We start from the raw sequence: 23567 nt of genomic DNA, 5'->3' as shown, positions 1-23567 counted from the left end.
ATGACACTCGCAATGTGGCTGCTTATACCGCGGATTTGGTCGGTGTTAAATGAACAGGCGCCATTCGCTACGTTTCAATGATCGGCGAGACGGAGTGGTCCCAACGCAAGCTACCGGCTTGAGCATCAATATATCCGTTGCGCGGCGTACAAACCGCCTCAACATCGGTTAGAGCTTTAAGTTGCAGGGAGAACCGGTCCGTTTTGAACTTGTTTTCAGGAGCTTTCTCATGAAAGTCGCGTTTGTCGGCGCCGGAAACATGGCATCAGCGCTGATTGGGGGACTTATAGCAGACGGTGTAGTGGCGAGTGATTTGTATGCGATCGATCCTGGCGAGGTAGCGCGTACGCAACTCGAGAATAAGTTTCACATTAGAACTGGCCCTAGGCCGTGCACCAAACTTGCTGAATATGACGCTATCGTCTTAGCTGTCAAGCCGCAGATTGCGCGGAATGCCGCCCAAGCATTGGCGCAGTACCTCGGCGCGGGACAGTTGCTCATAAGTATCAGCGCGGGCGTGCGTTGCGCGGACTTGCGGCGGTGGCTGAATGGCCACGACTGCGTTGTGCGAGCGATGCCGAACACGCCTGCGCTTATCGGCTTGGGGGTGACCGGCCTAACAGGTACGCCCGGAGTTGACGAATCTAGCCGCCACCTTTCGTCCAAGATTCTCGGTGCGGTTGGCAGCATTATGTGGTTCGCCGACGAGTCGTTGCTCGACGCCGTTACCGCTGTCTCCGGTAGCGGTCCTGGCTATGTCTTCTACTTTATTGAGGCGCTCCAGCGAGCCAGCGAACTGCTTGGGCTTGATGCCAAGCAAGGGCGAGCGCTGTCTGTTGCAACGTTTGTTGGTGCAGCACAACTCGCGGCACGATGTGATGATTCAATGATGATGCTTCGAGAGCGCGTCACTTCCAAGGAGGGAACAACAGCATGCGCGGTGGAATCGTTCGAGGCGCACGGAGTCAAGGAAGCAATAATACAAGGCGTGTTGGCTGCAGCGGCAAGGGCGATGGCGATAGGCGAGGAATATGGCAGCGAGTGAAGGCTTCCAGCACCCTGGTGGCCGGCGGGTCGGCATTGCGTATATGTTACGTTCGTTGCCATCGAGACAGTGAAACATAGTTTTGCGCGTTTAATTCCCCGCCCAATGGTGATGCGCAGTTGCCGCTGAAGGAAAGCGACGCCGGTGCCAAGAGTGCCGTAGATAAAGGGAGCACACGTCGTCGATATGCACGGTCGACCATCGATTACGCCCGGAGTCGGTGAGACGCAGCGTCTTCGAGTGCCGCGCGTCAGCGACTAAAATGGGGATCTGATAGTTATCGCCGCTTAAATTCCTGCCGGTCCCCTTAGTCCAACGAGTCGCATACGACTAGACGTCGGACACCGTTTGCTTGATTCACTCTTAGATCAATAGCGAGTCCCGAGTACGCTGGTCGAGAGATCGACTACGCTGACATCTCCGGCCGGCTAGTAGTTGGGGACTTTGGGTGCCTGACGGATGTTGTTCGAGTTCGAGCAACTGTTGTTCGAACAGAACACGCTCCCCCTATTTTCGTTCTGTCAATCGATCTTCGCGGACGGTCCGAGTGCCTTGACGACGAAGTCTAGGAAGCTATTAAGCTTCGGAGTTACACGACGGTCGGCGGCGTAGTAGACATGAACGGCTCGCGATGGAGGCGGGTAATCTGGAAGTACGACCACCAGTCGGCCGTCGTCCAATGCCGCTTGTGCGAGTGCTAGAGGTTGTAGCATGAGTCCTGTTCCGGCGAGGGCCGCGCAGAGTTGTGTTTCGCCATTGTCGAATACAAGTCGGCTGGATATTGGGACCACGACGCGGCCGTCAGGACCATCGAAGGTCCACTTTCGTCGCATTTCCGTGAAAGCTGACCCGAGGCATTCGTGCTGCTGGACGTCCCAAGGCGTTCGAATAGCCGGTCTGCCGGCGAGATATGACGGCGCGGCACACAGGACCATAGGGTACGGTGCGAGCGGGCGCGCGATCAAACCGCTATCCGAGGGTTCTCCGGTTCGGAAGATTGCATCGTAGCCTTCCTCAATGAGGTAGACGTCGCGATTGGTGAGCGTGAACTCGACCGCAACCTTCGGATACGCCTTGAAGTATTCCGGTAATCGCGGGGCCAGGATGTGGAGGCCGTAAGTCACTTGCGCATTGATACGAAGGCGACCAGTGGGTACGCCGCGAGTCTCGGCTGCCAAGTTCTCAGCCATCTCGACCTCGAGCAGAATCGATTTCGCTCGGTCGTAAAACGAGCGGCCAAAATCTGTGACGCTCTGGCGTCGAGTTGTCCTATGAAGTAGCCGTACGCCGAGATGCTCTTCGAGTTTTTGAATCTGCTTGGCTACCAACTGGGGCGACATATTCAATGCATCCGCCGCGGCCGTGAACGATCCGTGTTCCACCGTTTTCACAAACACCGACATGCCCGCAAACCGGTCCATTTTAAACACACAGTTGTAAATGAAACGCCATTATAGCGGTTTATTCGGCTAATTTTGCATCGTAGAATTTGTCCACTAGTCGCAACGAGGCGATTCTGGAACTCGATCTTGTGCAGAAAGTGGGCGCAGCCCGTCGTGCTTTGAGCCTCGATGCACCGAGGTGCAGAAATGCAGCCGCGCAATGGGCGCCTCGACGACGACGCTCACATACGAAAGCGCCGCGCCTCGACAAACCTGGCCAGAGTAGGAAATTTAAGAACAGGTCTGCCTTCCGGCGGCCGAATAGTTGGGAGACACATCATGCATTTCACCGTTTATTGCCTGGACCAACCCAACATGGTCGAGCGCCGCCTCGAGAACTACGACGCTCACAAGGCGGTACCTCAAGACGTCGCCTATCAAGACGCTCATCTCCGGGCCGCTTACTCAGCTCGACGGCGAGACGATGATTGGCAGCTTCTTCCTCTATGAAGCTGAGCGCATTGAGCAGGTCCAGCAATTCCTGAAAGACGACCCGTTCAACAAGGCAAACATCTGGCAGTCCATCGACGTTCGGCCGTTCATCAAGCGAGTCGACAACCGATAACGGCTTTTCCGGGAAGCAAGACACGAATGCCAGCATGCGGCCGGCAGGGGAAAGCTCAACCTTACGGTGTCGGCGGCTGGGCAAAACGAGATACACGGTCATCGAAAATGCCGGTGACCCAAACTCAAATTCTTAAGATTGGACACAGCTATGGACACGGGTCTGGAAGGGAAAATCGTTCTGGTCACAGGTGGTGCGCAAGGCATCGGCCGCGCGACCGCGACAGCATTCGCGAAAGAAGGCGCTCGCCTGTGCCTGATTGACATCGATGCAAACGCACTGGAGGAAGTGCAAACTGAACTCCGAAGCCTTGGTACCAACGTCACCATCGCGCAAGCCGACCTCTCGAAGCCCGACGGCGTCACTGCAGGTATCGACTCGGCGCTGAAGTCGTACAACGGTCAGGTCGACGTGCTGGTGAACAACGTCGGCGCCGGCAAGGTGCGCACGTTCGAGGAGCTTTCGGATGAGGAGTGGGACTTCACCATGAACCTCAATTTCATGAGCTATGTGCGCGCTTGCCGCTATCTGCTGCCGGTCCTCCGCTCGCGGGAGGAGGCCGTCATCATCAACAACGCCTCCGACCTGGCGCGTCAGCCGGAACCCGTGCCCATCGATTACTCGGCTTCGAAAGCAGCTGTCCTCGCACTGACAAAGGGTCTCGCTCGCGCCGAAGCGCCGAAGATTCGCGTCAACGCAGTCGCACCCGGCCCGGTGTGGACCCCGTTCTGGACCAAGCAGGGTGGATTTGCAGACACGATGGGCGAGTTTCACGGCATGGAGCCACGCGAAGCGGTCGAGCACGAGCTGAAGCTGCGCAACCTTCCGCTGAACCGTCTCGGCACGCCCGAAGAAGTCGCAAACGTCGTCGTTTTCCTGGCGTCGGACCTCGCATCATTCGTAACCTCGGCCGTTTGGGGTGTCGACGGCGGCAGCATCCGCAGCCTCATCTAACGTACGCAGCGCCGCTATCAAGACGTGGTACGGCGCGAAGAAAACAGAGGCGATTCGGAAGTTCCGAAGCGCTCTCAGATTCAACAGGAGACATCCATGAACGAAACCCTGACTCTCGACGAGACGGCAACGCCGCCGAGGAAGTCGATGGCGGTCAAAGCGACCGCAGCCAGCACGATTGGTGCGGTGCTGGAAACCATCGACTTCACCGCATATGGTGCGGCGGCCGCCACCGTCTTTCCGAAGCTCTTCTTCCCGTCGGTCGACCCGAATATCGCTATCCTCGCAGCATTCGTCACGTTCGGTGTGGGCTTCTTCGCCCGCCCGCTTGGCGGCATGCTGTTCGGCTCCCTGGGCGACAAGATGGGCCGCAAGAAGGTCCTCATCTACACGCTCGGACTGATGGGTGTGTCGACCTTCTTGATGGGCTGCCTGCCAACGTACGCCATGGTGGGTTTCGCCGCACCTCTGGCGCTCACGCTCCTTCGGTTCCTGCAAGGACTCGCGCTTGGTGGCGAATCGACCGGCGCGCAGGTTTTGACTGTCGAGCACGCGCCCGATAACCGCCGAGGCTTCTACGGGTCCCTCATCAATATCGGTGCATCAATTAGCGCGGCACTGGCAACGGGCATGTTCTTTGTCCTATCCAGCAGCCTGAGTCCGCAGCAGTTCGAGTCGTGGGGCTGGCGCGTTCCCTTCCTCCTGAGTTTTCTGCTGGTGCCGGTCGGAGCGTACATCCGCTCAAAGGTTTCAGAGACGCCAGCGTTCGTGGAAACGCAAGCTCAGCATAAGGAAGAGCGGGTTCCGCTGTTCAAGGTGTTCAAACAATACCCGGGCCCCATCATCCGCCTGCTCATCATTTGGTGCGCCACACCGGCTCTCTATAACGTGGTCAATGTGTTCTCGCTGAGCTACATCACGAAGAACCTCGGTTTGTCTGGTCAGACGGCGTTTCTGGGTCTGATGGTCGCCAACATCGCCGCGACCGTCGTCCTGGTGTCTTGCGGCGCTCTGAGTGACCGCGTTGGCCGTAAGCCAGTGATGGTCGTCGCGTCCATCGTGATGTTTGCCATCGCCTTGGCGTACTTCCCGATGTTGCATACGAAGAACTGGTACATCATCTTCGCCGCAATGACCATCGCTGCCTGTTCAATTCAGGCACAAAACGGTGTGCAGCCTGCGTTCTTCGCAGAGCCGTTTCCGACTCGTGTCCGTTACTCGGGCTCGGCTATCGCCTACTCGGGCGGGGTGCTCATCGGCGGTGCACCGACGCCGTTCCTTCTTGCCTACCTGATTCAAAAGTCGGCAGGCGAGGTCTGGATTATCAGCGCCTTCGCTGCAGTCGTGGTCGGTGCCGCCTTCATCGCGATTCTCTGCAGCCCGGAGACGCGTCATCTCAGTCTCAAGCGATAACTCGCTCTCTGAGTTCGCTCGTCACTGCGGCGGACTCCGGTTCATCTTGGATAGTTGAGGAACACACGTGCGTACGATTGCCCTCGAAGAGCATTTCACCCACCCGGACATGTCGGTGTACAGCGCGAATACCGCGACGATTGCCGAGCCGCAGGTGTGGGAAGACGCGATGCGTCATCTGCTCGATTTCACCGAACTGCGTATTCCGGCCATGGATGCAGCCGGTCTCGACATGCAGGTCCTTTCGCTGAACGCCCCGGGCATTCAGGCGGAGAAGGACACGTCGGTTGCTATCAGCCGCGCGAAGTTGATGAACGACCGGCTGGCAGAGGTAATCGCAAAGCACCCGACGCGCTTCTCCGGCTTCGCCGCGTTGCCGACGCAGGACCCGAACGAAGCAGCTAAGGAGCTCGAGCGCGCAGTCACGGAGCTCGGTCTGAAGGGTGGTGTCGTGAACGCCCATACACAAGGGCGCTATCTAGACGACCCGTCATTCAACGTGCTTTGGGAGCGGCTGGTCGACCTCGACGTCCCGCTTTATCTCCACCCGGCCAATGGCGTTGACGCACCTCACGTGCTATCGGGACACCCCGAACTCGTCGGGCCAATGTGGAGCTGGGGTAACGATACCGCATCGCATGTGCTGCGTTGCGTCTTTGGAGGCGTATTTGACCGCTTTTCGGAGGCAAAGCTGATGGTGGGCCATATGGGCGAGGGCTTGCCGTTCGCTCTGTGGCGCCTCGATTCGCGCTGGTCGTGGCACTTCCACCACGGCATCGCGCTCAAGCGCGAAAAGCCGTCCGATTACATCCGTCAAAACCTGTACATCACGACTAGCGGTGTTTGCGACTACGCTCCCCTTCAATGCGCACTCTCCGCGATGGGCGCAGACCAGGTGCTCTTCTCGACCGATTACCCGTTTGAAGACCTGCCGACCGCGACCTCGTTCTTGCGCGACGCACCTATCGATGAAGAGGTAAAGGCAAAGATTGCCCACGGCAACGCCGAGCGACTGCTGAAACTCTGACTAACGCGCGGCACTTTAAAGAATCAATGAAGGAGTAGGTATATGAGAATCGGAATCATCGGAGCAGGGTTCATTGGACGCGAACATATCCGCGCTGCTAAAGCAGTGAAGGACCTCGAGGTTGTCGGCTACGTGGACCCCATGGCCAAAGCGGACCATCCGGGGCTGCAAGGGCTGAAGTACTACGACGGGCTGAAAGAACTCTTCAAGGACAAAGTCGACGGCGTCGTCATTGCACTTCCCGACCAATTCCACGTCCCGGTCGCCAAAGAGTGTCTCGAGAATGGTGTTGCGGTGCTACTGGAGAAGCCGGCAGCAACCAGTCTCGCGGAAGCGCTCGACCTTTCGCGTTCGCCCGGCGTCGAGACGCGACTGCAAGTTGCTCATCAACGTCGTCACCATCCGGCCTCTCGAGTCATCAAAGACGCTATCGGTCGTGGTGAGCTCGGCAAGCTCATAGGCGTAGGCGGAGTCTTTGCGCTTCGCAAAGACGACAACTACTTTGTTGAGCGCCCGCGTGGTGTCGGTCTTGTCAACCTAATTCACGACCTGGACTTGCTGCAATTCTACTGCGGTCGGATCACGAGCGTCAGCGCATCAGTGTCGCACGCGGCGCGCAGCGCTAAGGAGGAGGACACGATTGCTCTCGTCATGGACTTCGAAACGGGCGTTGTTGGAAGCTTCGTCGCAACCGACAGCGCGCCTTCTCCCTTCGGCTGGGACCAAGCTACCAAGGAACTGCCTTCGATTCCCTACGATGAAGACGGTACGACGTACACGCTGCTCGGTACAAAAGCGTCGCTGACTGTGCCCGACTTACGGTTGTACAAACACGGAGAAGGGCAGGCATGGCATCAGCCGCTGCAGCACGATCTGCTCGACGCGGCAGGCAGCAATGCCTACGAGAACCAGTTAAATCACTTTGTCGAGGTCATGCGTGGCGACGTCCGTCCCATCTGTGGCATTTCGGACGCGGTCGCTACGCAAGCGGCACTCGACGCCGTATTCGAGTCGGGTCGTCAAGGCTGTCGCATTTCGACGGACGAGCTCGTTGGTGCAGCAAGGTAAAGATTCTTTAGCCCAGAGACCCGGCGCGCAGATGCGCCGTCAACTGAACGCCGGGCTCCGTGCCCACCAATGTTAGATGGAAGAGGAGAGAAAAAATGAGCTTGAAGATTGTCGTTCTAAATGGCCCCAACTTGAATCGGCTCGGTCAGCGGCGCCCGGAGCGCTACGGTACACGTACGTTGCAGAACGTCGTAGACGATCTCACGGAGCTGGGCAAGCAGCTGGACGTTGAAATCGTGCACAAGCAGTCGAATTATGAAGGTGCCTTGATCGACTTCATGCACGAAAACATGGACGCCGACGGTGTGCTCGTGAACCCCGCCGGTCTGACCTTGTACGGTCGCCCGCTTCTTGACGCTGTCGGCGACTTGAAAAAGCCGGTTGCCGCGGTTCACATCGCCCAGTTGTACAAGATTGGCGACATCTATGGTCCGGATACGAAGGACTATTGGAAAGCAATGTCAGACATCTACGTGTGCGGCCTGGGAACGCATGGCTACACCGCGGCCCTGCTCCGTCTGGTGGAGCTGATTACCGGAAGAGTTGGCCAGTTTAAGATCACGCCGACGTTCGGTTGAGCCTTTGCAAACAGTCGAAGTCTGCATCCTCGCCAGAGTATTCCGCTTTCACGTGGGTGCATACGTTGACCGGCGCGGCAGCGGTCGCGCACATGGGCAATCTTGGTGGCACGACAAACAATCATCAGTTTGCTGTTCGCGCGGCTCGCTGGTACAAACTCAAAGCCGTGAAACGAGAGCGGCCGTGCGGATTTGGGCAGCACGGTCGCTGTTCGGGAAGCGCAATAGAAGCGTAGAGATTCGTACAATGGCAACGATGAACTTTCCCTGTTCGCAAATCCCGAGTAGATTCGCCAAGGCGGTGTGTGGCGAAACGTGTGAGTCTCAGAGACTACAGGCAGTCGTAGCTGGCGCTTGAGGTCACCGGCCCCGTTCCCTTGTATGTCGCCTTTTGCGGGTAGACGCAGATGGGAAGGGTCTGTTTGCCGTCTCCAGAGCTCAATTCGATGCGACCCGGTGCCGCGCCGTTCTCGACCCAGTTACTCATCGCCTTGAACAGCTCGTCGCGACCGACCGAACCTTGCGGCAAGGGAATTGTGTTTCCGTCAATAATGCCCAAGGTCGTGGGGTTGATCTGACCAGCGCGGCTTAACGTCGAGTCGTGCGCGAGGCCGGGGATGAGATAAAGGCGGTCGAAGTTTTGTAGCTGCGAGATGCCCCCCATCGCGGAAGCCGCACGGTTGTAGTAGTTCACCGATCCCTGCGAGAAGATCACTTCATCGGCCAGCCCGTGGTAGTGCAGAACCTTCACTCCGGCGTTACGGGCCGCAGTTAGATCCGGGTCGTCCGTGTTGATGTAGCTGAAGTACTGCGTGTTTTCCACCAGCGCTTGATCGTAGGCATTAGCGAACGCGCTGTACGTCAACGTCAAATACTTGCTCTGACCGTTGCCCGTTGCGTTTGTGAAGTTGCTGTAGCCGTAGGCCGGGATCTGAAGGGCAAGTGCGAGAAAGTCTGTCGACAGCGTAAGCGGTCCGGCAGCACTTGCAAGCGACAGACCGGGTGCTGTGGGAAGTACCCCTGCCACATTCACGCCTGTCAAGTTGGTTCCGCGTGTGTTCCCGTACCACAGTTGATTCGCTGCGACAGCAACGCCGTTGCCGTTGTCAACCGCTGGGTCCGGCGCGCTGCCGTCACGTGTCCAGCCATACCAGATCTTATTGAGCGTCTTCGCTTCAGCGAGCGTCATACAACTCGACGCATCCGCGTTCGTACCGACGACGTTTTCGCCCCGCACACCGGCGCACAGCGTCGTCGCATCTTTCGCGGGGTCATATTGACAGGAGTAGGGGTCTGTCAACAGTCCAAGCTTGAGCGTATCGCACGTCGTCACGGCGCGACCGCTTGCAAAGTTGATCTTCCTGCTGGCGATTACGTGGCCGAGATCGTTCTGCATCGCGACCTGTGCGTAATTTTCGCCGAGAAGCAACTTGGACCAGTTGAATGCCGGCGCGCCGACAAGGTAGCCATCATAGTCGGTCGGGAACTTCTGGATCAGCTTGTACCCCTGACGACCTCCGGTGGAGAATCCATCCCAGTACGCAAATTTCTGGACCTTGCCGTAGTACAGCTTTGTCATCGCTTTAACGATGACGGATTCAACGTGCAAACTGCGTTCCGAGAAATCCTCCCAAAGTACGGTATTAGGGGAGCCGTCGGCCTTCATCGCCCACGTTCCTTGTCCGCCGCCTTGGTTGCCGAGGGTGCCACCGACATGACCGTGATCGGAGTGACTAACGACATAGCCATTGCCGAACGCAGCAACCTGATTCGCCGCGCCCTGACCGGCGTTGGGCCCCAATTTCGTGATGTCGGTGTGGAACCCACCCGCGTAGCCTCCGCTACCGTAGGTACGGATACGTTCATTCCACGCAGATTTTTCCGGCAACCAAACTTCGATGCCAATGCCCTTCGAGTACGAGTCCGCAGTCTGTGGCTCCGAGGTCAGGCCAGGGCCGACGAGCACCTTTACAAGGCAAACGTCAGCCGAGGCGACCAACGGTGTCACGCTGGACGGCAGAGTCGAATTTGGAAGGATGAGCTTCTCGCCCTTGCTGAAATGACGCACGAGCAGGACAGACGTGTCGCCACCAACGTCCGTCGAACTAACCTTAAAGGCTGTCTTGATGCTGTCGTCACAACCGACTTGCGCCGTCGCCGGAGCAGTGTTGCTGTCATCGTGGCCACCGCAGGCAGAAACCAATGCGACCGCTGATAGTACGACGGGAATTGCAAGCCAACGCCTGGCCGATTGCCTCAGAGAGTGGAGAATTCTTGTTGCGCAAGGCGAGTCTGAGCGAGCCTCGATCCTCCGAGGATGGAAATACCCTTTCATACCGTCTCCTTAACCTGTGTAGTTATGCGAACAAAAGTCCTTGCGTTTTGACTCCGTTGCGCAACGACAACCGATCGTCAGGGCCGACCGGGCGTCAACGCTTTCGTAGGGATGCAAAGGCAACTCGTTCGCTACAACGAGGATAGGAGGCTGCGACAGCCGTCGTCTTTCAGTTTCCGGAGGCGTCGCTATCAAAAAAAGTAGTTAAGCAGCCGGCCGGTCGGCGCGAAAGGCTCCGGGGGTAAAGCCTGTTTGTCTTTTAAATGCCTGTGTGAAATGTGACTGACCGGAAAATCCTAGATCTAGCGCTATCAAGGCGGTAGGTTGGTCCGTGGACGTCAACATGGTCTTCGCCCGCTCGATCCTTTTCTTCAGTACATATTGATATGGGCTCTCACCGAATGTTCGCTTGAAGAGTTCGGTGAAGTGGTGAGCCCCGAGCCCAACTTGACTTGCAATCTCCGTAACGCTCAAGTTTCCCCCGAGTCTTTCCTCCACAAAATCGCAGATACGCTTGCGGCTTACGGAATCCAACGTGCCAGGTACCGGAGCCGACGTTTTGGTCGAGTATGCTTCGAAGAGTCCCGAGCAACGCGAGGGACAGCCCATCGCTGTATAGGAAGCCGTTGGGCGTTCCCCGGCGATTTTCTTCAAAGAGCTCGCGGACAATCCATTCGATCCTTGAATCCCAAACACAGTGACGCGTCTGAAGATCAAATGACGTTAGGTGCGGAGCCAGTCTGTTCACGGCCTCACGCGTCAGACGCACTCCAATGCTGAATCCGGCTACCCCTTCCCACCGCGCATATTCCCGCTCGAATGAACTGCCATACAGTTCGATCATTCCTTTCGCGGTCGCTAGCTGAAGGGTTTTCGAATTGTATCGATACCATCGCTGCCCCGATCCACTGAGTGCGAGCACGACCGTAGGAGCGTTCGTCCCTTCCGCTCCGCGTTCTTCCTGTGCAGGGATGTCGAACTTGCCAATGAAGAACGATGCTGGTTGCTTCTTAGTGGCTGACAGCGGAGCGTGTTCCAAGGATCGTGCGGGATCGCAAACGAGTCTGACTGGTGTATCTTCCACGAACGCCTCTTGATTGAGCCTGGAGTAGGGCAAGTGGCCCCAACGGGTACAAATTGGTCGTTCGGCCACCGCGTCCGAATGCCGCAAAGGGCACATCAGCCGGACGATGCCCTAAGGAGCCTCAATATGGAATCGATCAGATAAATACTCCTTTAATACGGCCTCGAGATCCTCTACGCTCGGACGCGTTCCCCAACCACTGGCTGTTGAACGTGCGGCAACGGCCACCGCCAGCCAAGAATCGGGCGGATGCAATGAGTGAATTGCCTTTGAGCCCTGCCGGATTCGCAGCTGACCAGTCGTCTCATCGAACGTTGCTGAGAACGCCCGGTCGGAAAAGCGGACCTTGGCCACTAGCTTAGTCGCACGCATGGCGCCCCTTTCGCGGGCTGTTTGGTCGGTTCAGCGTCCAAGCCTCCGCAGTAGCGCCTTCGAAAACAGAGCGAGGATAGCATGGTCCAAGAGCGTGGTTACTTGAGGCGGGGGCCGATGACTTCGAAGGTCACGCCGTCCGGATCACGCATGTAGGCGCAGTAAAGGCCCTTGTTCGGACCGTGGCTGACTTCGACCGGCGGGTTGATCGGTCTGACCTGATATTTCGCCGCGACGCTGATCGTCGCATCGATGTCGTTCACGTCCAGCGCGAGGTGAGCGAAGCCGGTGTCGCACGGGCGAACCACCACGACCTTGCGGTCAGCCGGTCCCTGATACTGGATCAGCTCGATGCGATGGCCGGGCGCCTGCACGAACGCGATGATCATGTCAGCGCCTTTGATACCAACGACCTTCTCGATGCCAGCCGGATCACGCGGGCTCTTGTCGAGCAGCTCGAAGCCGAGGCCATCGCAAAGGAAGCCGATCGTACGATCGAGATCCGTCACGGTGAAGCTGGTGTGGTTGACGCTTTTGACGAGGGGCTTAGCTTGCGTTGCTTGCGCTTCCATGATGAGAGATTCCTTTCGACTATAAGAGGGGGTTGAACGCTAGTCCTGATGTTCGAGAAAAGAGCAAAGCTCCTCGGTGAACTTGTACGGGTTTTTGAACATGAGAAAGTGGTCACCTTCTTCCGCCGCGCTGAAAATGTGGAGCCGGGAGCCCGGAATCACGGACTGAGCCCAACGTTGACAGGGGACGTTGTTCGTTTCCTCTCCCGTAAAGATGGCGGTTGGAACATCAATCTTGTTGCTCAGCACATCGCGCCAATCGTTGGTCGCATGGTCGAACAAGACAAGCCTCAAAAAATCCGGGTCATTGCTCACATACTCGTTCGCGAAGGCTTCAGAGTTCTCGTATGACTTCGACCCTTTTTCCAAGTAACGCTTCACTACCTTCGTATCCACGATCAAGTCATTAGTGGGAGCACCATCGACAAAAGCGGCGATCATCGATTCGACCGACGAGGTCATGCCGCCTGCCGCGCGACGTTCGTCTTCCGTCCAGTTCGAGTGTGAGTAGATCGAAATCGGCTCAGCAACGAACACAGCTTTTCGGATGGCTTTCGTTCCAAAGAGATCGATGTACGACCAGATCACTGATGCGCCCATCGACCAGCCACAATAATGGGCCTGTTCGACGCCCAAGTGATGCGCGAACTCCCTAAGGTCAACCGCGAAACGCGCTATGCGGGTCCCGAATTTGACTTGTTGAGACAGACCCTGATTGCGCGGATCAAGGACATACACGCGATATTTCTTCCTGAGCAGGAAGAGAACGTTCACGTAGTGGGCCCCACTTGCGCTCCATCCGGGAACGAAGATGATCGGCTCTCCCTCTCCGGCCACCCAGTAGGCGAGCTTCACGTTATCGCTCGTTTCGAAGTGTCCAATGCTGAGGTCAGGAAAGTCCGAGAGCCATGCTGGAAGCTGCTCGAGGACGTGGGGGAAAACAAAGTCTCCACCTAAGAACTCGATTGCGGGAGTGGTCATGGGTATCGGAAAAATACTGGCTCGCCGATGTGCCACAGGGAGCTGGGAGGCGAGCGGGGTCAAAGCTCAGTACCTCGCGCGGTACCGGCAGCCGCAAATTGGCGCTGTCGACGCGTGCGTTACGTCACAAGGGCTTCAGAGCTGTGATAAAGCCGGTTCAGCAACTCCTCAAATAAGGCCTTTTCCGCCTTGCTAAAACTTTGCAGAGCGACGTCTTCGGCGTGCTTCGCGAGCGGGACGATGCGCTCAGTCAACTCGGCGCCTTTTTCCGTCAAAGCGAGCCGAACAGCGCGGCCGTCGTGATCACTTCTCTCACGAGAGACGAGACCTTGATCGATCAATCGGTCAACGATGCGCGAAAGCGCGGACATATCGACGCATGCTCTATCGACCAACTCAGAAAGTCGCTGATGCGGATGCTTGCCGAGGGACGCACAGACCCTCCATTCGCTCAGGCTTAAACCGTAGGGCTTGAGGACCTTAGAGAAGGTCGTTCCCATCCGACTGCCCGCCCTTGCCACAAGGTAAGGGATTGCGTGCTCCAAGTCGTGATCGACCGTGATCCGCGGTGCTTGTTCTGTCCCCATGTCGCCCACTCTCGTCCGAGAAACTTACCTGTGCAAGTATATACGAAGTGCGTCGATAGGCAAATTGATTGAATTTCTCCGCCCTATATCGGCATTGTGACTGTTACCTAGGGGTTCTCCCCGATACTGATACTTGAAAAATCAAGCATATACTCGACTCGTAATAGATGATTTTTCAAGTAATTTCCGAGGCGCCAGCACCCCTGGACGCGTCGTCACCTGAGCAACGGATGCCATGAAAGACAAGATCGCACTGGAAGAGCATTTCGCCATTGACCTGACCATTGCCGACTCCCAGGTCTATGCACGCCCGGAAGTCTGGGAGGGCTTGAAGTCCAATTTGCTCGACTTCGAGCAGCAACGACTGGAGAAGATGGACGAGTTCGGCACTCGCTACTCGATCCTGTCGCTGAATTCGCCTGCAGTGCAGGGCATCCCGGACACGCAACGCGCCATCGAGGTTGCCAAGCGGGCGAACGATGTGCTGGCCGAACAGATTCAGCGCCATCCGACGCGATTTGGCGGATTCGCGGCGCTCCCGATGCAAGATCCCGAAGCTGCGGCTAAGGAACTGGAGCGATGTGTCACGCAGCTTGGCTTCCACGGTTTTCTCGTGAATGGGTTCTCGCAAGTTGGCGATCCCGAAACGGTGGTCTATTACGATGACCCGCAGTTCACTGATTTCTGGGCGCACGCGGCTAAGCTGAACAAGCCGTTCTACATGCACCCTCGCGATCCGCTGCTCTCGCGCGAGCCGATCTATGAAGGACGTCACTGGCTCACGGGTCCCACGTGGGCGTTCGCGGCGGAAACGAGCATGCACGCGCTTCGTCTGCTGTCCAGTGGAATGTTCGATCGTCATCCGCAGCTTCAAATGATCCTCGGACACTTCGGCGAAGGCATTCCGTTCAACATCTGGCGCATTGATCACATTCTTCGCAAGGGCCGTCGCGGTATGCCTGCCGAACGTCAAATTGGCGACTACTTGCGCGAAAACGTCTACATCACGACCAGCGGCAACTTCCGCACTCCGACCCTGCTCTCGACCATGCTTGAGATCGGTAGCGACCGGATCATGTACTCCGTCGACTATCCGTTTGAGAGGCACGAAGACGCCGCGCGTTGGTTCGACCACTGCGAAATCAGCGACAACGATCGCCGCAAGATCGGGCGCGAAAATGCGGCCCGCCTGTTCGGCCTGAAGTGACGAACCGATGAAAGGGGAGAGGGCGCAATTCAACGCGCCTCTCCGACGTTAAATGCGAGTCAACGGAAGCCAATCATGCACCACGTAGTTCATTGCCTGGACAACCCGAATGTGGGCGATCGCAGACAGGCCAATCAGGCAGACCATCGCACACACCTCCAAAGCGCGCCGGGGAAGCTGCTCGTCGCCGGCCCGCTCGTCGAAGATGACGCGCAAACCATTGTCGGAAGCTTCTTCCTGTACGAGGACGCAACGCGCGAGGAGCTTGACGGATTTCTGAAAAGTGATCCGCTCAACAAGGCGGAGGTCTGGAAATCCATCGAGATTCGTCCCTTCCTCAAGCGAATCGACAATCGGTAGTGGCCTACGCGTTACCGGCATGCAGTACTGATGGAAGGACAGAAGCCGTACGTTGCAGCGTTCCAGCGCGTTCGGCTATGGCGACAGCAATGGGTGAGACATCGTGACTACAGATAGATGGTCGCAGATCGAGTTTTTTGTACAGGTCGCCGATGAAGGCAGCATGTCCAAGGCCGCGGAAAAGCTCGACATGTCCAATGCCGCGGCAAGCAGAACGCTCGGTGCGCTGGAACAGCGTCTGGGTGCGCGTCTGGTCGAACGCACCACGCGTCGGTTGTGGCTAACCGAAGTCGGGCAGGCTTTCTATCAGCGTTGCACAGCAATGCTGGGCGAGATGGCCGAAGCCGAAGCCGCCGCCCGCGAGTTGACGCTTCAGCCCACCGGCGTGCTGCACGTCACCAGTTCGGTGTCGTTCGCCATGATGCACATCGCTCCCGCGCTCCCGGAGCTCAAACGGCGTTACCCCGAGCTGAGCGTGCAGATTACGGCGGCGAACCGGTACCTCGACTTCATTGACGCGGGTATCGATGTGGCGATTCGCACCCGCGAATATGAGAACGACTCCAGCATCACAATCCGAAAGCTCGCACATACGCGCCGTGTCCTCGCGGCCTCGCCAGCGTACCTGGAGAAGCACGGCATGCCGAGACATCCGAGGGATTTGAGTTCGCATCAGCTCCTTGTCTATAACCTGGCCAAGGATGCCCACGTCTTGCATATGAGTAAAGGCGACGAGCATGTCGATATCGATGTAGTTAGCACCTTGGAATCCAATGAAGGGCAGGTCATTGTCGCGGCCGGACTGGCGGGCCACGGGATCGTTGTTCAACCGCTCTACATCATCTACGACGAGATTGTCGCCGGGCGTCTGCGCCCGGTCCTCACGGATTGGGTTCTACCCGCACTCACGATCAACATCGCCTACCAAAGCCGACGGCACCTGCCCGCCAAAATCAGAGTGTTCACGGACTTCCTGATCGAGCGATTCGAAACGCTGCAACTTGAACACAAGTGGAGCTACATCCAGCCCTGTTGATCGCTCGCTAGCCGCACTTCGCAGTCGCCATCCGGAGCGCCATCAAGGTCGGGTTTTTCGTGGAGGGTGACGGCACCTGAGTACAGCAATAGTCAAAAAACGTTAGATCGCAGCTACAGAGATTTTGGAGGGCAGCTGAGCGGCATTAGCCGCCCGACTGGCCCCTGTGTGAACGAGTCTCGGCGCCCGAGTGCCGATATACTTAGGGAACGGCGATGGAAGATGTGACCAGGTTCGTATTGTTAAAGCGTCGAAGCGACCTAACGCACCAGCAGTTTTCGGACTACTGGAGCACGAAACACGTCGAAGTGCTATTGAGCGCGGGGCTGCGGAATTACAACGTTAGCTATACGCAGAACCATTTTGAGGCGCTGACCGATGGGGCGACCGAAAGCCTTCGATTCGACGGCGGCCCACAAATGCTGCAGAAAGACCCCAGCGTTATTCAGAAGGGATTCCAACAGGATCCTTTATACGCCTCCCTCGTTCGTCCTGATGAGGAGCATTTTCTCGACGCCGATAAAGGTGTCACCTTGTTCACGGACGTGGCGCCGATCAAAGCTGGCGCCAAGACGCCGGTCAAGCTGATGATTTTTGCGTCATTCAAAGATCGCAACGGTCACGGCAGCGAAGACGCGTTGCGCGAATGGGAAGAGGCGTTCATCCGGGACAACGCGGAGCTTATTCCGCTTTGCACTCACTATCACACGATCGAGAGTCGCGGACCGACCCCGCATTTTGATGTCGTCATCGAATATGGTGTGACCACCGACACGTCCGCGAAGGCTGTGTTCTCTTTGATCGAGGAAGATTGGCCTGCAGCAATTGAGCGGGAAAATGCTTTCCCCGTGATCTCGCACCCACGCACTTTCTATTGAACGTTAGTGGAAGGATGTCAGTAGCAAGTGCGTCGTTGGCCCGCTAACGCGCCCGCGCGTATAAGCCAAACAATAAAATAACAGTCGAAAAATCGTATCCGAAGAGACTGGTGGAGGAGTCAAAAATGTATACCTTCGATTTTTCTTTGGTGCTGAAATATTTGCCAGAGTTATTGGAAGGCTGTGCCGCAACCTTAGGATTGGCTTTGGCAGGCATGGCGCTCGCCTTGATCATCGGTCTAGTAGGCGTCGCCGCGAAAAGATCATCGAATCGAGTCGCTCGCGTCATGGCGACGTCCTTTGTGGAGGCAATTCGTAACACTCCGTTCTTGGTCCAGATCTTCTTTCTCTATTTCGCGCTTCCATATTTCGGAATTATGCTGAATCCGACCGCGACCGCGATTATCGCGTTGGGGGTTAATGGGGGGGCGTACTCGATCGAGATCATCCGTGGTGGTGTGCAGTCCGTTGCACATGGGCAAATCGAAGCAGGGGCTGCGCTCGGGCTGAGTCGTCAGCAGATCTTCCGCTGCGTGGTGCTGAAACCTGCGTTACGGGCGATCTACCCGGCGCTGACCAGTCAGTTCATTCTCCTGACGTTGACGTCCTCGGTGTGTTCCTCGATTTCCGCCCATGAACTAACTTCTGTCGGCCAGCACATTGACTCTCAGACGTTCAAATCGTTTGAGGTATATCTCACGCTTACCATGCTGTATCTATTGATCTCTTGGTTGCTTATGACGTTGTTTGTCACGATCAGCAGAACCGCCTTTAGCTACCCGACAAAATAGAGGTCTGTATGGAACCGTTCGGCTATCACGCCTTTATATTCCTGCTCATGGGTTTGAAATGGACGTTACTGTTGACGGCAATCAGTTTTGTTGGCGGCGGCGTCGTAGGATTGCTGGTTGCACTTGCACGGACATCGAAATGGCACGCCCTGCGTGTTATAACCTCGGCCTACATCGCCCTGTTTCAGGGGACACCTCTCCTGATGCAGCTTTTCGTTGTGTATTACGGCGTCGCGCTGCTCCAAATCAATATTGAACCTTGGTTGGCGGTTACCTTCGCCTTTACGGCACATGCAAGCGCGTTTCTTGGGGATATCTGGCGAGGTTCAATTCAGGCATTACCGAAAGGCCAAACAGAAGCGGCACAGGCCCTTGGAATTCCTTATATATCTCGAATTCGGCATGTCATCCTGCCGCAAGCGTTGAAGATATCGCTCCCGGCAACGATTGGCTTTGCCGTGCAATTGCTGAAGGGGACGTCTCTTGCCGCTATCGTGGGATTCATTGAATTGGCACGCGCAGGCCAGATTATTTCAAACCAGACCTTTCAGCCGATTTTGGTATTCGGGATTGTCGGATGCCTTTTCTTCGCCGTCTGCTGGCCGCTGTCTCACTATGGGTCGCGGCTTGAGCGACGCCTTGCAGTTGGGACCGCTGGTCCACGCTAACAGGTAGCCACATCTTACTTTGGTCAAACAACCTGGACATACACGACGTATGGTTACTGCGCTTGATGGTGGAGGAACGACAATGGCAACCGCGCCTGGTTCAGAAGGAGCGAAGCTGATTGAAATTTGTAACGTGAATAAGTGGTACGGAAACTTTCACGTGCTCAAGGACATTAATCTGTCTGTAACGAAGGGAGAGAAGATCGTCATTTGCGGACCTTCGGGGTCTGGCAAGTCAACGCTCATTCGATGTATCAATCATCTTGAGAAGTTCGAAAAGGGAACGTTGACGGTCACGGGCATTGGCCTCGACGACAGTTCAAAGACGATTGACGCCGTGCGCCGGGATGTCGGCATGGTGTTTCAAAGCTTCAATCTGTTCCCGCATATGACGGTCCTCCAGAATTGTGCGCTAGCTCCCATGAAGGTCTTGGGCGCAAAACGCGCTCAAGCTGAGGAAACGGCTCGGAAGTACCTTCAGCGCGTTCGAATTATCGAACAAGCGGATAAATATCCGGCGCAGCTTTCCGGCGGCCAACAACAACGCGTGGCGATCGCTCGTGCGCTCTGTATGGAGCCAAAAATCATGCTGTTTGACGAGCCGACCAGTGCCTTGGATCCCGAAATGGTGAAGGAGGTTCTCGACACGATGATTGGTCTCGCCCGCGACGGCATGACGATGCTTTGTGTCACTCACGAAATGGGCTTCGCCCGCCAGGTAGCGGACCGCGTCGTGTTCATGGCCGATGGGGAAATCCTCGAGCAAGCGCCTCCCAACGTATTTTTTCAGGCGCCTCAGCACCCCCGAGCAAAAGCTTTTCTAGGGGAAGTCTTGGCGCATCACTAAAGACGCCAGCGTCCGCCGCGAGCAAGCTGAATCTAGATCCACCAAAAAGAGGCGAAGAAGCATGGAACTAGGCATCAAGGGTAGAGTTGCTATTGTAACTGGCGGCGGACGCGGCATCGGCGCGGGCATTGCAGAGTCCTTGTCAGCCGAGGGGGCCGATGTGACCGTGTGGGACTTGGCGTTCGACGACCAGACGACTTCTACAGGATCGACGTGTCATACGCAGCGACACGTCGACGTCACCGATTATTCCGCTGTCCTTCGTGCCGCGAATGAGGTCTACGCGAAGAAAGGTCGTGTCGATATTCTTATCAATAATGCTGGCATCAACGGAAAGGTAGGTTCCGTCGAGGACTACGATATCGCGGAGTGGGAACGGGTGTTAAAGATCGATCTCACGAGCGTGTTTTACTGCACCAAAGCCATTGTTCCCTTAATGAAAGCGAATGGATATGGCCGTATCGTGAACATTGCGTCGATGGCCGCCAAAGAGGGCAATGCTGGAATTGCAGCATATGCATCGGCGAAGGCGGGCGTCGTGGCGTTGACAAAGTCTGTCGCCCGTGAACTTGCTGGTGACAATATTCTCGTGAACGCTATTGCTCCAGCTCTTACGGAGACGGAGCTTTTCGCGCAAATGACGCCTGAGCATATCGCGGCAGGAAAAGCCAAGATTCCAATGAACCGCTGCGTTCAAATCTCCGAGGTAGCCGAAATGACCGTTTGGGCAGCAAGCGAGCGCTGCAGCTTCACGACCGGCTTTACCTTTGACGTGTCGGGCGGTCGAGCGACCTACTAACGCCGCACGTCCTTGCGCTGCATGTGCGGCTTGCCCTTCACCGGCAAATGCACCAACGCTATAGCCTCAGCGCAGGTTCGGCAGCGGCCGCTGATAATTGAGCGCTCCTGCCAGCTGGCCTACGATCGATCGCAGGAGCGTCACCCTCTCTTATAGGTTCGAACCTGATGCATGTCCGTCGCGCCATCGGGACGCAGATTTGACCGGGCTTTGAGATATCGTGCGGGACGAGTGAGTGAGGAACGGAGCGCTCGCTTTGGCATCAAGCGAAATCGTCCGTCCCTCTTGGTCACGCGAGATGACGCGTCTTACAGTGCTTCAATTCGAGTCGACAACGGTGAAGGGAACCCCGTCAACTTTCTTTGCCAACGGTGCCATGTCCAAGCCCGACCACTTTTTGTAGATCTTGGCCAACGTGCCATCGGCCTCGGCCTTCTCAATAAATGCGTTAACGGACTCGTTCAACGCCTTCTCGCCCTTCTTCATTCCCGCGCCGATGTACAAGGTCGCGACCACGAACTTCATCTGAGCGGAGCCGGGCCGCGCTTTGTTTATCGTATCGAGCAGAGGAGTGCTGCATCCAACCGCATCGACCTGGCCCGACAGGTAGGCTTGCATGGTGGACGCCTCATCGTCAAAGCGCCTGATGACCAGCCCCGGAGGTGCTTGGGCGGTGATCAAGACGTCCATGGTTGAGCCCTTGGAAAACCCGATCGACTTGATCGACTTGTAATCGGGCATTGCCTTGTCCGGCGGACCCGCGACGATATTGAGATTGGGCTCGTAGGGACGCGAAAACTGGACCGCTTTGGCTCGCTCTGCGGTGAGCGTGAGCGCGCCGAAGATGATGTCCGCCTTGCCCGTCTGAATCGCCGCGATTCGGCTGTCATTGGTTGTTGGAATGAATTCGATTCCAACCCCGAGCGATTTCGCGTAGGCCTCGGCTACCTCCACGTCGCTGCCTTTGAACTTACCTTGCGAATCCATAAAGGCGAAGTAGGGTGAAGCCGCTTGTGTCGCGACAATGATCTTTCCACGCTGCTTGATGTTTTCCAGCACATCGGCGTGTGCGAAGGTCGCAACGCCGAACAGAATCGCTGTGGCAGCGGTCGCGACTATTTTGCTGATTAAGCGGTTGGGATGCTTCATGTCTCCTCCTGTAGAGCAATGGTTGTCTCGGGGTTTTCGCCCCTGTAGAGTGCAGAATTGTTACTTCGCAGCCGAGGCGGCTGCAGACACAGCGGCCCGCAAACCAAGCAAGTAACTATCGACACCGAAGCCAGCAATGTAGCCGCGGGCAATCTCAGAGATGACCGATTCGTGCCTGAAAGGCTCACGGGTATGGTTGTTGGACATGTGTACTTCTACAACGGGACACGTGAGGATGGCCAAGGCATCGCGGATGCCGTAGCTATAGTGCGTCCAGGCGCCTGCGTTGATTACCACTCCGTCCACGCCCTCGGAAAAGCCGTGATGAATGCGTTCCACCATGGCGCCTTCACTGTTGGACTGGAACGAGCGCACTTGGACACCAAGCTCTGTCGCCAGAGTTGTGACCGCGTCGTTGATCTGATCAAGCGTGATGGTCCCGTAATACTTCGGCTCGCGTTTGCCGAACATGTTGTGATTAACGCCATGCAGCATTAGAAAAGTCTTCATGCACTTTTGCTCCTAGAAAAAAGGTGGATGAACTAGCGAATGGCGACCGTTTTGCCGGATCGGGCCGACTCGATGATGGCCTCCACGATCCGCACATTTTGCAAACCGTCATGGGCTGAGACTTTCGGTTCGGCCTCGCCTTTGATGACATCGACGAAATGTTCCATCTGGCCCACTAACGGATCGAGCACGTCCAGAGGGACTTGTTCTCTGAGCAACGGTTTGTGCCAGGACTGGTCGGCCTTGCTGGTGTACCGGCTAAGGCGCATCGTGGGAAGTGACAGCGAACCCATTGTGCCCGCGACGTGATAGCAATTTTCGTCATCAACGTGCGCGACGTCGTAACGCGGATCCTCGCCCGAGGTGTGCTCCCAGTTCTGGCAGGACGCAGCGCAGTCGGATAAAAGCAGCGTGCCAAGGGCACCGCTGGTGAAACGCAGCGTGATGGAGGCGGTGTCCTCTACGACAAACTTCCGGGTGGCATTGGAAGAGAAGGCCTGAACCGCATCGATTTCTCCGCACAACGATCGCAGATTACCGATTTCATGGATGAGGTTCAGCAACATCGGACCACCACCTGGCAGGCGTCTCCACCCAAATTCGCCGTCGAAGTATCCTTCGTTTTCAGCCTTGTAGAAGAGTGTCGAGGCTTGCACAGCGACAATTTTCCCGAGGATTCCGCTTTGAACGATCTCAACGGCTTTCGCCATCACCGAACTGTGTCGCCGATTGTGTCCAACGAGAATTGGAACGCCCCGCGCGCTGGCGGCTGCACACAGCTCTAGTCCCGCCTCGACCGAATGCGCGATGGGCTTCTCGACGAGGGTCGGAATGCCCGCTGCAATGCACTCCATTGCATGAGCCAGGTGCAGCCCATTGGGCGTTGCGAGGACAATACCGTCTGGTCGGTCTTTGGCGATCAGCTCGGACAGCGACGGATAATGTGGAACGTCGTAGCGCTGCGCAAGCTCTGAGGATGACGGCGACGGATCGACTATCGCAGCGAGTTTTCCGGCGCGCAACTGTGAGATCACGGCGATATGGCGCTTGCCGATGAGACCTCCGCCGGCGACTGCAATACGAGGAGAAGCGGTACCCATGAACAGTGTCCTTATGAGACTGCAAATCAATCCGTTCGCGGTTGGCTTGCACCGACGAGCCGCGACGCAAACGGGCGGTGGAGCATTGGCTGCGATGTCGGATTGCACACGAAGAACAAACAGCGATCGCTTCGCGGAGCTTCGAAAATCAACAACCCAAGCAATATCTTTCGGTTTGGCAAGCGTCGATCCCTACGCC

The 23567-nt window shown here is 56.7% G+C and carries 24 protein-coding genes; 15 read left to right on the top strand and 9 right to left on the bottom strand.

Going from position 1 to position 23567, the window contains the following annotated elements:
* The first annotated feature begins 229 nt into the window (after window positions 1-229).
* Window positions 230-1045 carry a pyrroline-5-carboxylate reductase gene (gene proC / locus U4Y90_RS21585; RefSeq protein WP_321797555.1) on the top strand — a complete coding sequence of 272 codons (816 nt, stop codon included), beginning with the start codon at window positions 230-232 and terminating at the stop codon, window positions 1043-1045.
* A gap of 521 nt (window positions 1046-1566) precedes the next feature.
* Here the strand turns inward: proC and U4Y90_RS21580 are convergent.
* Complete coding sequence (locus U4Y90_RS21580; protein WP_321797553.1) at window positions 1567-2466, bottom strand: LysR family transcriptional regulator; 900 nt, start codon at window positions 2464-2466, stop codon at window positions 1567-1569.
* 286 nt (window positions 2467-2752) lie between these two features.
* Here U4Y90_RS21580 and U4Y90_RS21575 point away from each other — a divergent pair, with 286 nt between their 5' ends.
* The 6 genes from U4Y90_RS21575 to U4Y90_RS21550 all read left to right on the top strand — a co-directional run bounded on the left by U4Y90_RS21575 (window position 2753) and on the right by U4Y90_RS21550 (window position 8092).
* The gene (locus U4Y90_RS21575; protein WP_321797551.1) at window positions 2753-3052 is read left to right on the top strand and encodes a YciI family protein; all 300 of its coding nucleotides are present in this window, start codon (window positions 2753-2755) and stop codon (window positions 3050-3052) included.
* Between the two features lie 150 nt (window positions 3053-3202).
* Entirely contained in the window at window positions 3203-4006 is an 804-nt protein-coding gene (locus U4Y90_RS21570; RefSeq protein ID WP_321797549.1) for an SDR family NAD(P)-dependent oxidoreductase, read from the top strand.
* 96 nt (window positions 4007-4102) lie between these two features.
* On the top strand, window positions 4103-5419 hold the full coding sequence (locus tag U4Y90_RS21565; RefSeq protein WP_321797547.1) for an MFS transporter: 1317 nt from the start codon (window positions 4103-4105) through the stop codon (window positions 5417-5419).
* A 67-nt stretch (window positions 5420-5486) separates the two neighbouring features.
* Window positions 5487-6446 (top strand): amidohydrolase family protein, encoded by a 960-nt coding sequence (locus U4Y90_RS21560; protein ID WP_321797545.1) that lies wholly within the window; start codon window positions 5487-5489, stop codon window positions 6444-6446.
* A 42-nt stretch (window positions 6447-6488) separates the two neighbouring features.
* On the top strand, window positions 6489-7514 hold the full coding sequence (locus U4Y90_RS21555) for a Gfo/Idh/MocA family oxidoreductase (RefSeq protein ID WP_321797544.1): 1026 nt from the start codon (window positions 6489-6491) through the stop codon (window positions 7512-7514).
* A 95-nt stretch (window positions 7515-7609) separates the two neighbouring features.
* Entirely contained in the window at window positions 7610-8092 is a 483-nt protein-coding gene (locus tag U4Y90_RS21550) for a type II 3-dehydroquinate dehydratase (protein WP_321797542.1), read from the top strand.
* Window positions 8093-8423: 331 nt separating this feature from the next.
* Here U4Y90_RS21550 and U4Y90_RS21545 read toward each other — a convergent pair whose 3' ends face one another.
* The 5 genes from U4Y90_RS21545 to U4Y90_RS21530 all read right to left on the bottom strand — a co-directional run bounded on the left by U4Y90_RS21545 (window position 8424) and on the right by U4Y90_RS21530 (window position 14023).
* Window positions 8424-10427 (bottom strand): tannase/feruloyl esterase family alpha/beta hydrolase, encoded by a 2004-nt coding sequence (locus tag U4Y90_RS21545; RefSeq protein ID WP_321797540.1) that lies wholly within the window; start codon window positions 10425-10427, stop codon window positions 8424-8426.
* Window positions 10428-10631: 204 nt separating this feature from the next.
* Window positions 10632-11036, bottom strand: a complete 405-nt coding sequence (locus U4Y90_RS36170) for a helix-turn-helix domain-containing protein (protein ID WP_415749396.1) — start codon at window positions 11034-11036, stop codon at window positions 10632-10634.
* A 945-nt stretch (window positions 11037-11981) separates the two neighbouring features.
* Window positions 11982-12455, bottom strand: a complete 474-nt coding sequence (locus U4Y90_RS21540) for a VOC family protein (RefSeq protein ID WP_321797538.1) — start codon at window positions 12453-12455, stop codon at window positions 11982-11984.
* A 39-nt stretch (window positions 12456-12494) separates the two neighbouring features.
* The gene (locus tag U4Y90_RS21535; RefSeq protein ID WP_321797535.1) at window positions 12495-13436 is read right to left on the bottom strand and encodes an alpha/beta hydrolase; all 942 of its coding nucleotides are present in this window, start codon (window positions 13434-13436) and stop codon (window positions 12495-12497) included.
* Between the two features lie 119 nt (window positions 13437-13555).
* The gene (locus tag U4Y90_RS21530; RefSeq protein WP_321797533.1) at window positions 13556-14023 is read right to left on the bottom strand and encodes a MarR family transcriptional regulator; all 468 of its coding nucleotides are present in this window, start codon (window positions 14021-14023) and stop codon (window positions 13556-13558) included.
* A gap of 235 nt (window positions 14024-14258) precedes the next feature.
* Here U4Y90_RS21530 and U4Y90_RS21525 point away from each other — a divergent pair, with 235 nt between their 5' ends.
* The 8 genes from U4Y90_RS21525 (at window position 14259) to U4Y90_RS21490 (ending at window position 20609) form a co-directional block, all read left to right on the top strand.
* Window positions 14259-15230, top strand: coding sequence for an amidohydrolase family protein (locus U4Y90_RS21525; protein WP_321797532.1), 972 nt, complete (start codon window positions 14259-14261; stop codon window positions 15228-15230).
* A gap of 75 nt (window positions 15231-15305) precedes the next feature.
* A complete protein-coding gene (locus U4Y90_RS21520) occupies window positions 15306-15590 on the top strand; it encodes a YciI family protein (protein WP_321797530.1) in 285 nt (94 codons plus the stop codon).
* 103 nt (window positions 15591-15693) lie between these two features.
* On the top strand, window positions 15694-16626 hold the full coding sequence (locus U4Y90_RS21515; protein WP_321797528.1) for a LysR family transcriptional regulator: 933 nt from the start codon (window positions 15694-15696) through the stop codon (window positions 16624-16626).
* 215 nt (window positions 16627-16841) lie between these two features.
* Window positions 16842-17504, top strand: a complete 663-nt coding sequence (locus U4Y90_RS21510; RefSeq protein WP_321797527.1) for an EthD domain-containing protein — start codon at window positions 16842-16844, stop codon at window positions 17502-17504.
* 125 nt (window positions 17505-17629) lie between these two features.
* Window positions 17630-18295, top strand: coding sequence for an amino acid ABC transporter permease (locus U4Y90_RS21505; RefSeq protein ID WP_321797526.1), 666 nt, complete (start codon window positions 17630-17632; stop codon window positions 18293-18295).
* 8 nt (window positions 18296-18303) lie between these two features.
* A complete protein-coding gene (locus tag U4Y90_RS21500) occupies window positions 18304-18963 on the top strand; it encodes an amino acid ABC transporter permease (protein WP_321797525.1) in 660 nt (219 codons plus the stop codon).
* 82 nt (window positions 18964-19045) lie between these two features.
* Window positions 19046-19810: an amino acid ABC transporter ATP-binding protein gene (locus U4Y90_RS21495; protein ID WP_321797523.1), complete on the top strand. Its 765-nt coding sequence runs from the start codon at window positions 19046-19048 to the stop codon at window positions 19808-19810.
* Window positions 19811-19871: 61 nt separating this feature from the next.
* The gene (locus U4Y90_RS21490) at window positions 19872-20609 is read left to right on the top strand and encodes an SDR family NAD(P)-dependent oxidoreductase (RefSeq protein ID WP_321797521.1); all 738 of its coding nucleotides are present in this window, start codon (window positions 19872-19874) and stop codon (window positions 20607-20609) included.
* A 318-nt stretch (window positions 20610-20927) separates the two neighbouring features.
* Here U4Y90_RS21490 and U4Y90_RS21485 read toward each other — a convergent pair whose 3' ends face one another.
* From U4Y90_RS21485 to U4Y90_RS21475, 3 genes are read right to left on the bottom strand one after another with little or no spacing between them, the layout of a single operon-like run.
* A complete protein-coding gene (locus U4Y90_RS21485) occupies window positions 20928-21758 on the bottom strand; it encodes a transporter substrate-binding domain-containing protein (RefSeq protein ID WP_321797519.1) in 831 nt (276 codons plus the stop codon).
* A 60-nt stretch (window positions 21759-21818) separates the two neighbouring features.
* A complete protein-coding gene (aroQ, locus tag U4Y90_RS21480; RefSeq protein WP_321797517.1) occupies window positions 21819-22268 on the bottom strand; it encodes a type II 3-dehydroquinate dehydratase in 450 nt (149 codons plus the stop codon).
* 32 nt (window positions 22269-22300) lie between these two features.
* Window positions 22301-23368: a Gfo/Idh/MocA family oxidoreductase gene (locus U4Y90_RS21475; protein ID WP_321797515.1), complete on the bottom strand. Its 1068-nt coding sequence runs from the start codon at window positions 23366-23368 to the stop codon at window positions 22301-22303.
* Window positions 23369-23567: the final 199 nt, after the last annotated feature.

Source organism: Caballeronia sp. J97, from assembly GCF_905220305.1.
Taxonomy (GTDB): Bacteria; Pseudomonadota; Gammaproteobacteria; order Burkholderiales; family Burkholderiaceae; genus Caballeronia.
This window is presented reverse-complemented; position numbering and strand designations above follow the sequence as displayed.

Excerpts from the sequence above, each read along its gene's own strand:
- proC (WP_321797555.1), top strand. The coding sequence starts at position 230 with ATGAAAGTCGCGTTTGTCGGCGCCGGAAACATGGCATCAGCGCTGATT.
- U4Y90_RS21580 (WP_321797553.1), bottom strand. The coding sequence starts at position 2,466 with ATGGACCGGTTTGCGGGCATGTCGGTGTTTGTGAAAACGGTGGAACAC.
- U4Y90_RS21570 (WP_321797549.1), top strand. The coding sequence starts at position 3,203 with ATGGACACGGGTCTGGAAGGGAAAATCGTTCTGGTCACAGGTGGTGCG.
- U4Y90_RS21565 (WP_321797547.1), top strand. The coding sequence starts at position 4,103 with ATGAACGAAACCCTGACTCTCGACGAGACGGCAACGCCGCCGAGGAAG.
- U4Y90_RS21555 (WP_321797544.1), top strand. The coding sequence starts at position 6,489 with ATGAGAATCGGAATCATCGGAGCAGGGTTCATTGGACGCGAACATATC.
- U4Y90_RS21550 (WP_321797542.1), top strand. The coding sequence starts at position 7,610 with ATGAGCTTGAAGATTGTCGTTCTAAATGGCCCCAACTTGAATCGGCTC.
- U4Y90_RS21545 (WP_321797540.1), bottom strand. The coding sequence starts at position 10,427 with ATGAAAGGGTATTTCCATCCTCGGAGGATCGAGGCTCGCTCAGACTCG.
- U4Y90_RS36170 (WP_415749396.1), bottom strand. The coding sequence starts at position 11,036 with ATGGGCTGTCCCTCGCGTTGCTCGGGACTCTTCGAAGCATACTCGACC.
- U4Y90_RS21540 (WP_321797538.1), bottom strand. The coding sequence starts at position 12,455 with ATGGAAGCGCAAGCAACGCAAGCTAAGCCCCTCGTCAAAAGCGTCAAC.
- U4Y90_RS21535 (WP_321797535.1), bottom strand. The coding sequence starts at position 13,436 with ATGACCACTCCCGCAATCGAGTTCTTAGGTGGAGACTTTGTTTTCCCC.
- U4Y90_RS21530 (WP_321797533.1), bottom strand. The coding sequence starts at position 14,023 with ATGGGGACAGAACAAGCACCGCGGATCACGGTCGATCACGACTTGGAG.
- U4Y90_RS21525 (WP_321797532.1), top strand. The coding sequence starts at position 14,259 with ATGAAAGACAAGATCGCACTGGAAGAGCATTTCGCCATTGACCTGACC.
- U4Y90_RS21520 (WP_321797530.1), top strand. The coding sequence starts at position 15,306 with ATGCACCACGTAGTTCATTGCCTGGACAACCCGAATGTGGGCGATCGC.
- U4Y90_RS21510 (WP_321797527.1), top strand. The coding sequence starts at position 16,842 with ATGGAAGATGTGACCAGGTTCGTATTGTTAAAGCGTCGAAGCGACCTA.
- U4Y90_RS21505 (WP_321797526.1), top strand. The coding sequence starts at position 17,630 with ATGTATACCTTCGATTTTTCTTTGGTGCTGAAATATTTGCCAGAGTTA.
- U4Y90_RS21500 (WP_321797525.1), top strand. The coding sequence starts at position 18,304 with ATGGAACCGTTCGGCTATCACGCCTTTATATTCCTGCTCATGGGTTTG.
- U4Y90_RS21495 (WP_321797523.1), top strand. The coding sequence starts at position 19,046 with ATGGCAACCGCGCCTGGTTCAGAAGGAGCGAAGCTGATTGAAATTTGT.
- U4Y90_RS21490 (WP_321797521.1), top strand. The coding sequence starts at position 19,872 with ATGGAACTAGGCATCAAGGGTAGAGTTGCTATTGTAACTGGCGGCGGA.
- U4Y90_RS21485 (WP_321797519.1), bottom strand. The coding sequence starts at position 21,758 with ATGAAGCATCCCAACCGCTTAATCAGCAAAATAGTCGCGACCGCTGCC.
- aroQ (WP_321797517.1), bottom strand. The coding sequence starts at position 22,268 with ATGAAGACTTTTCTAATGCTGCATGGCGTTAATCACAACATGTTCGGC.
- U4Y90_RS21475 (WP_321797515.1), bottom strand. The coding sequence starts at position 23,368 with ATGGGTACCGCTTCTCCTCGTATTGCAGTCGCCGGCGGAGGTCTCATC.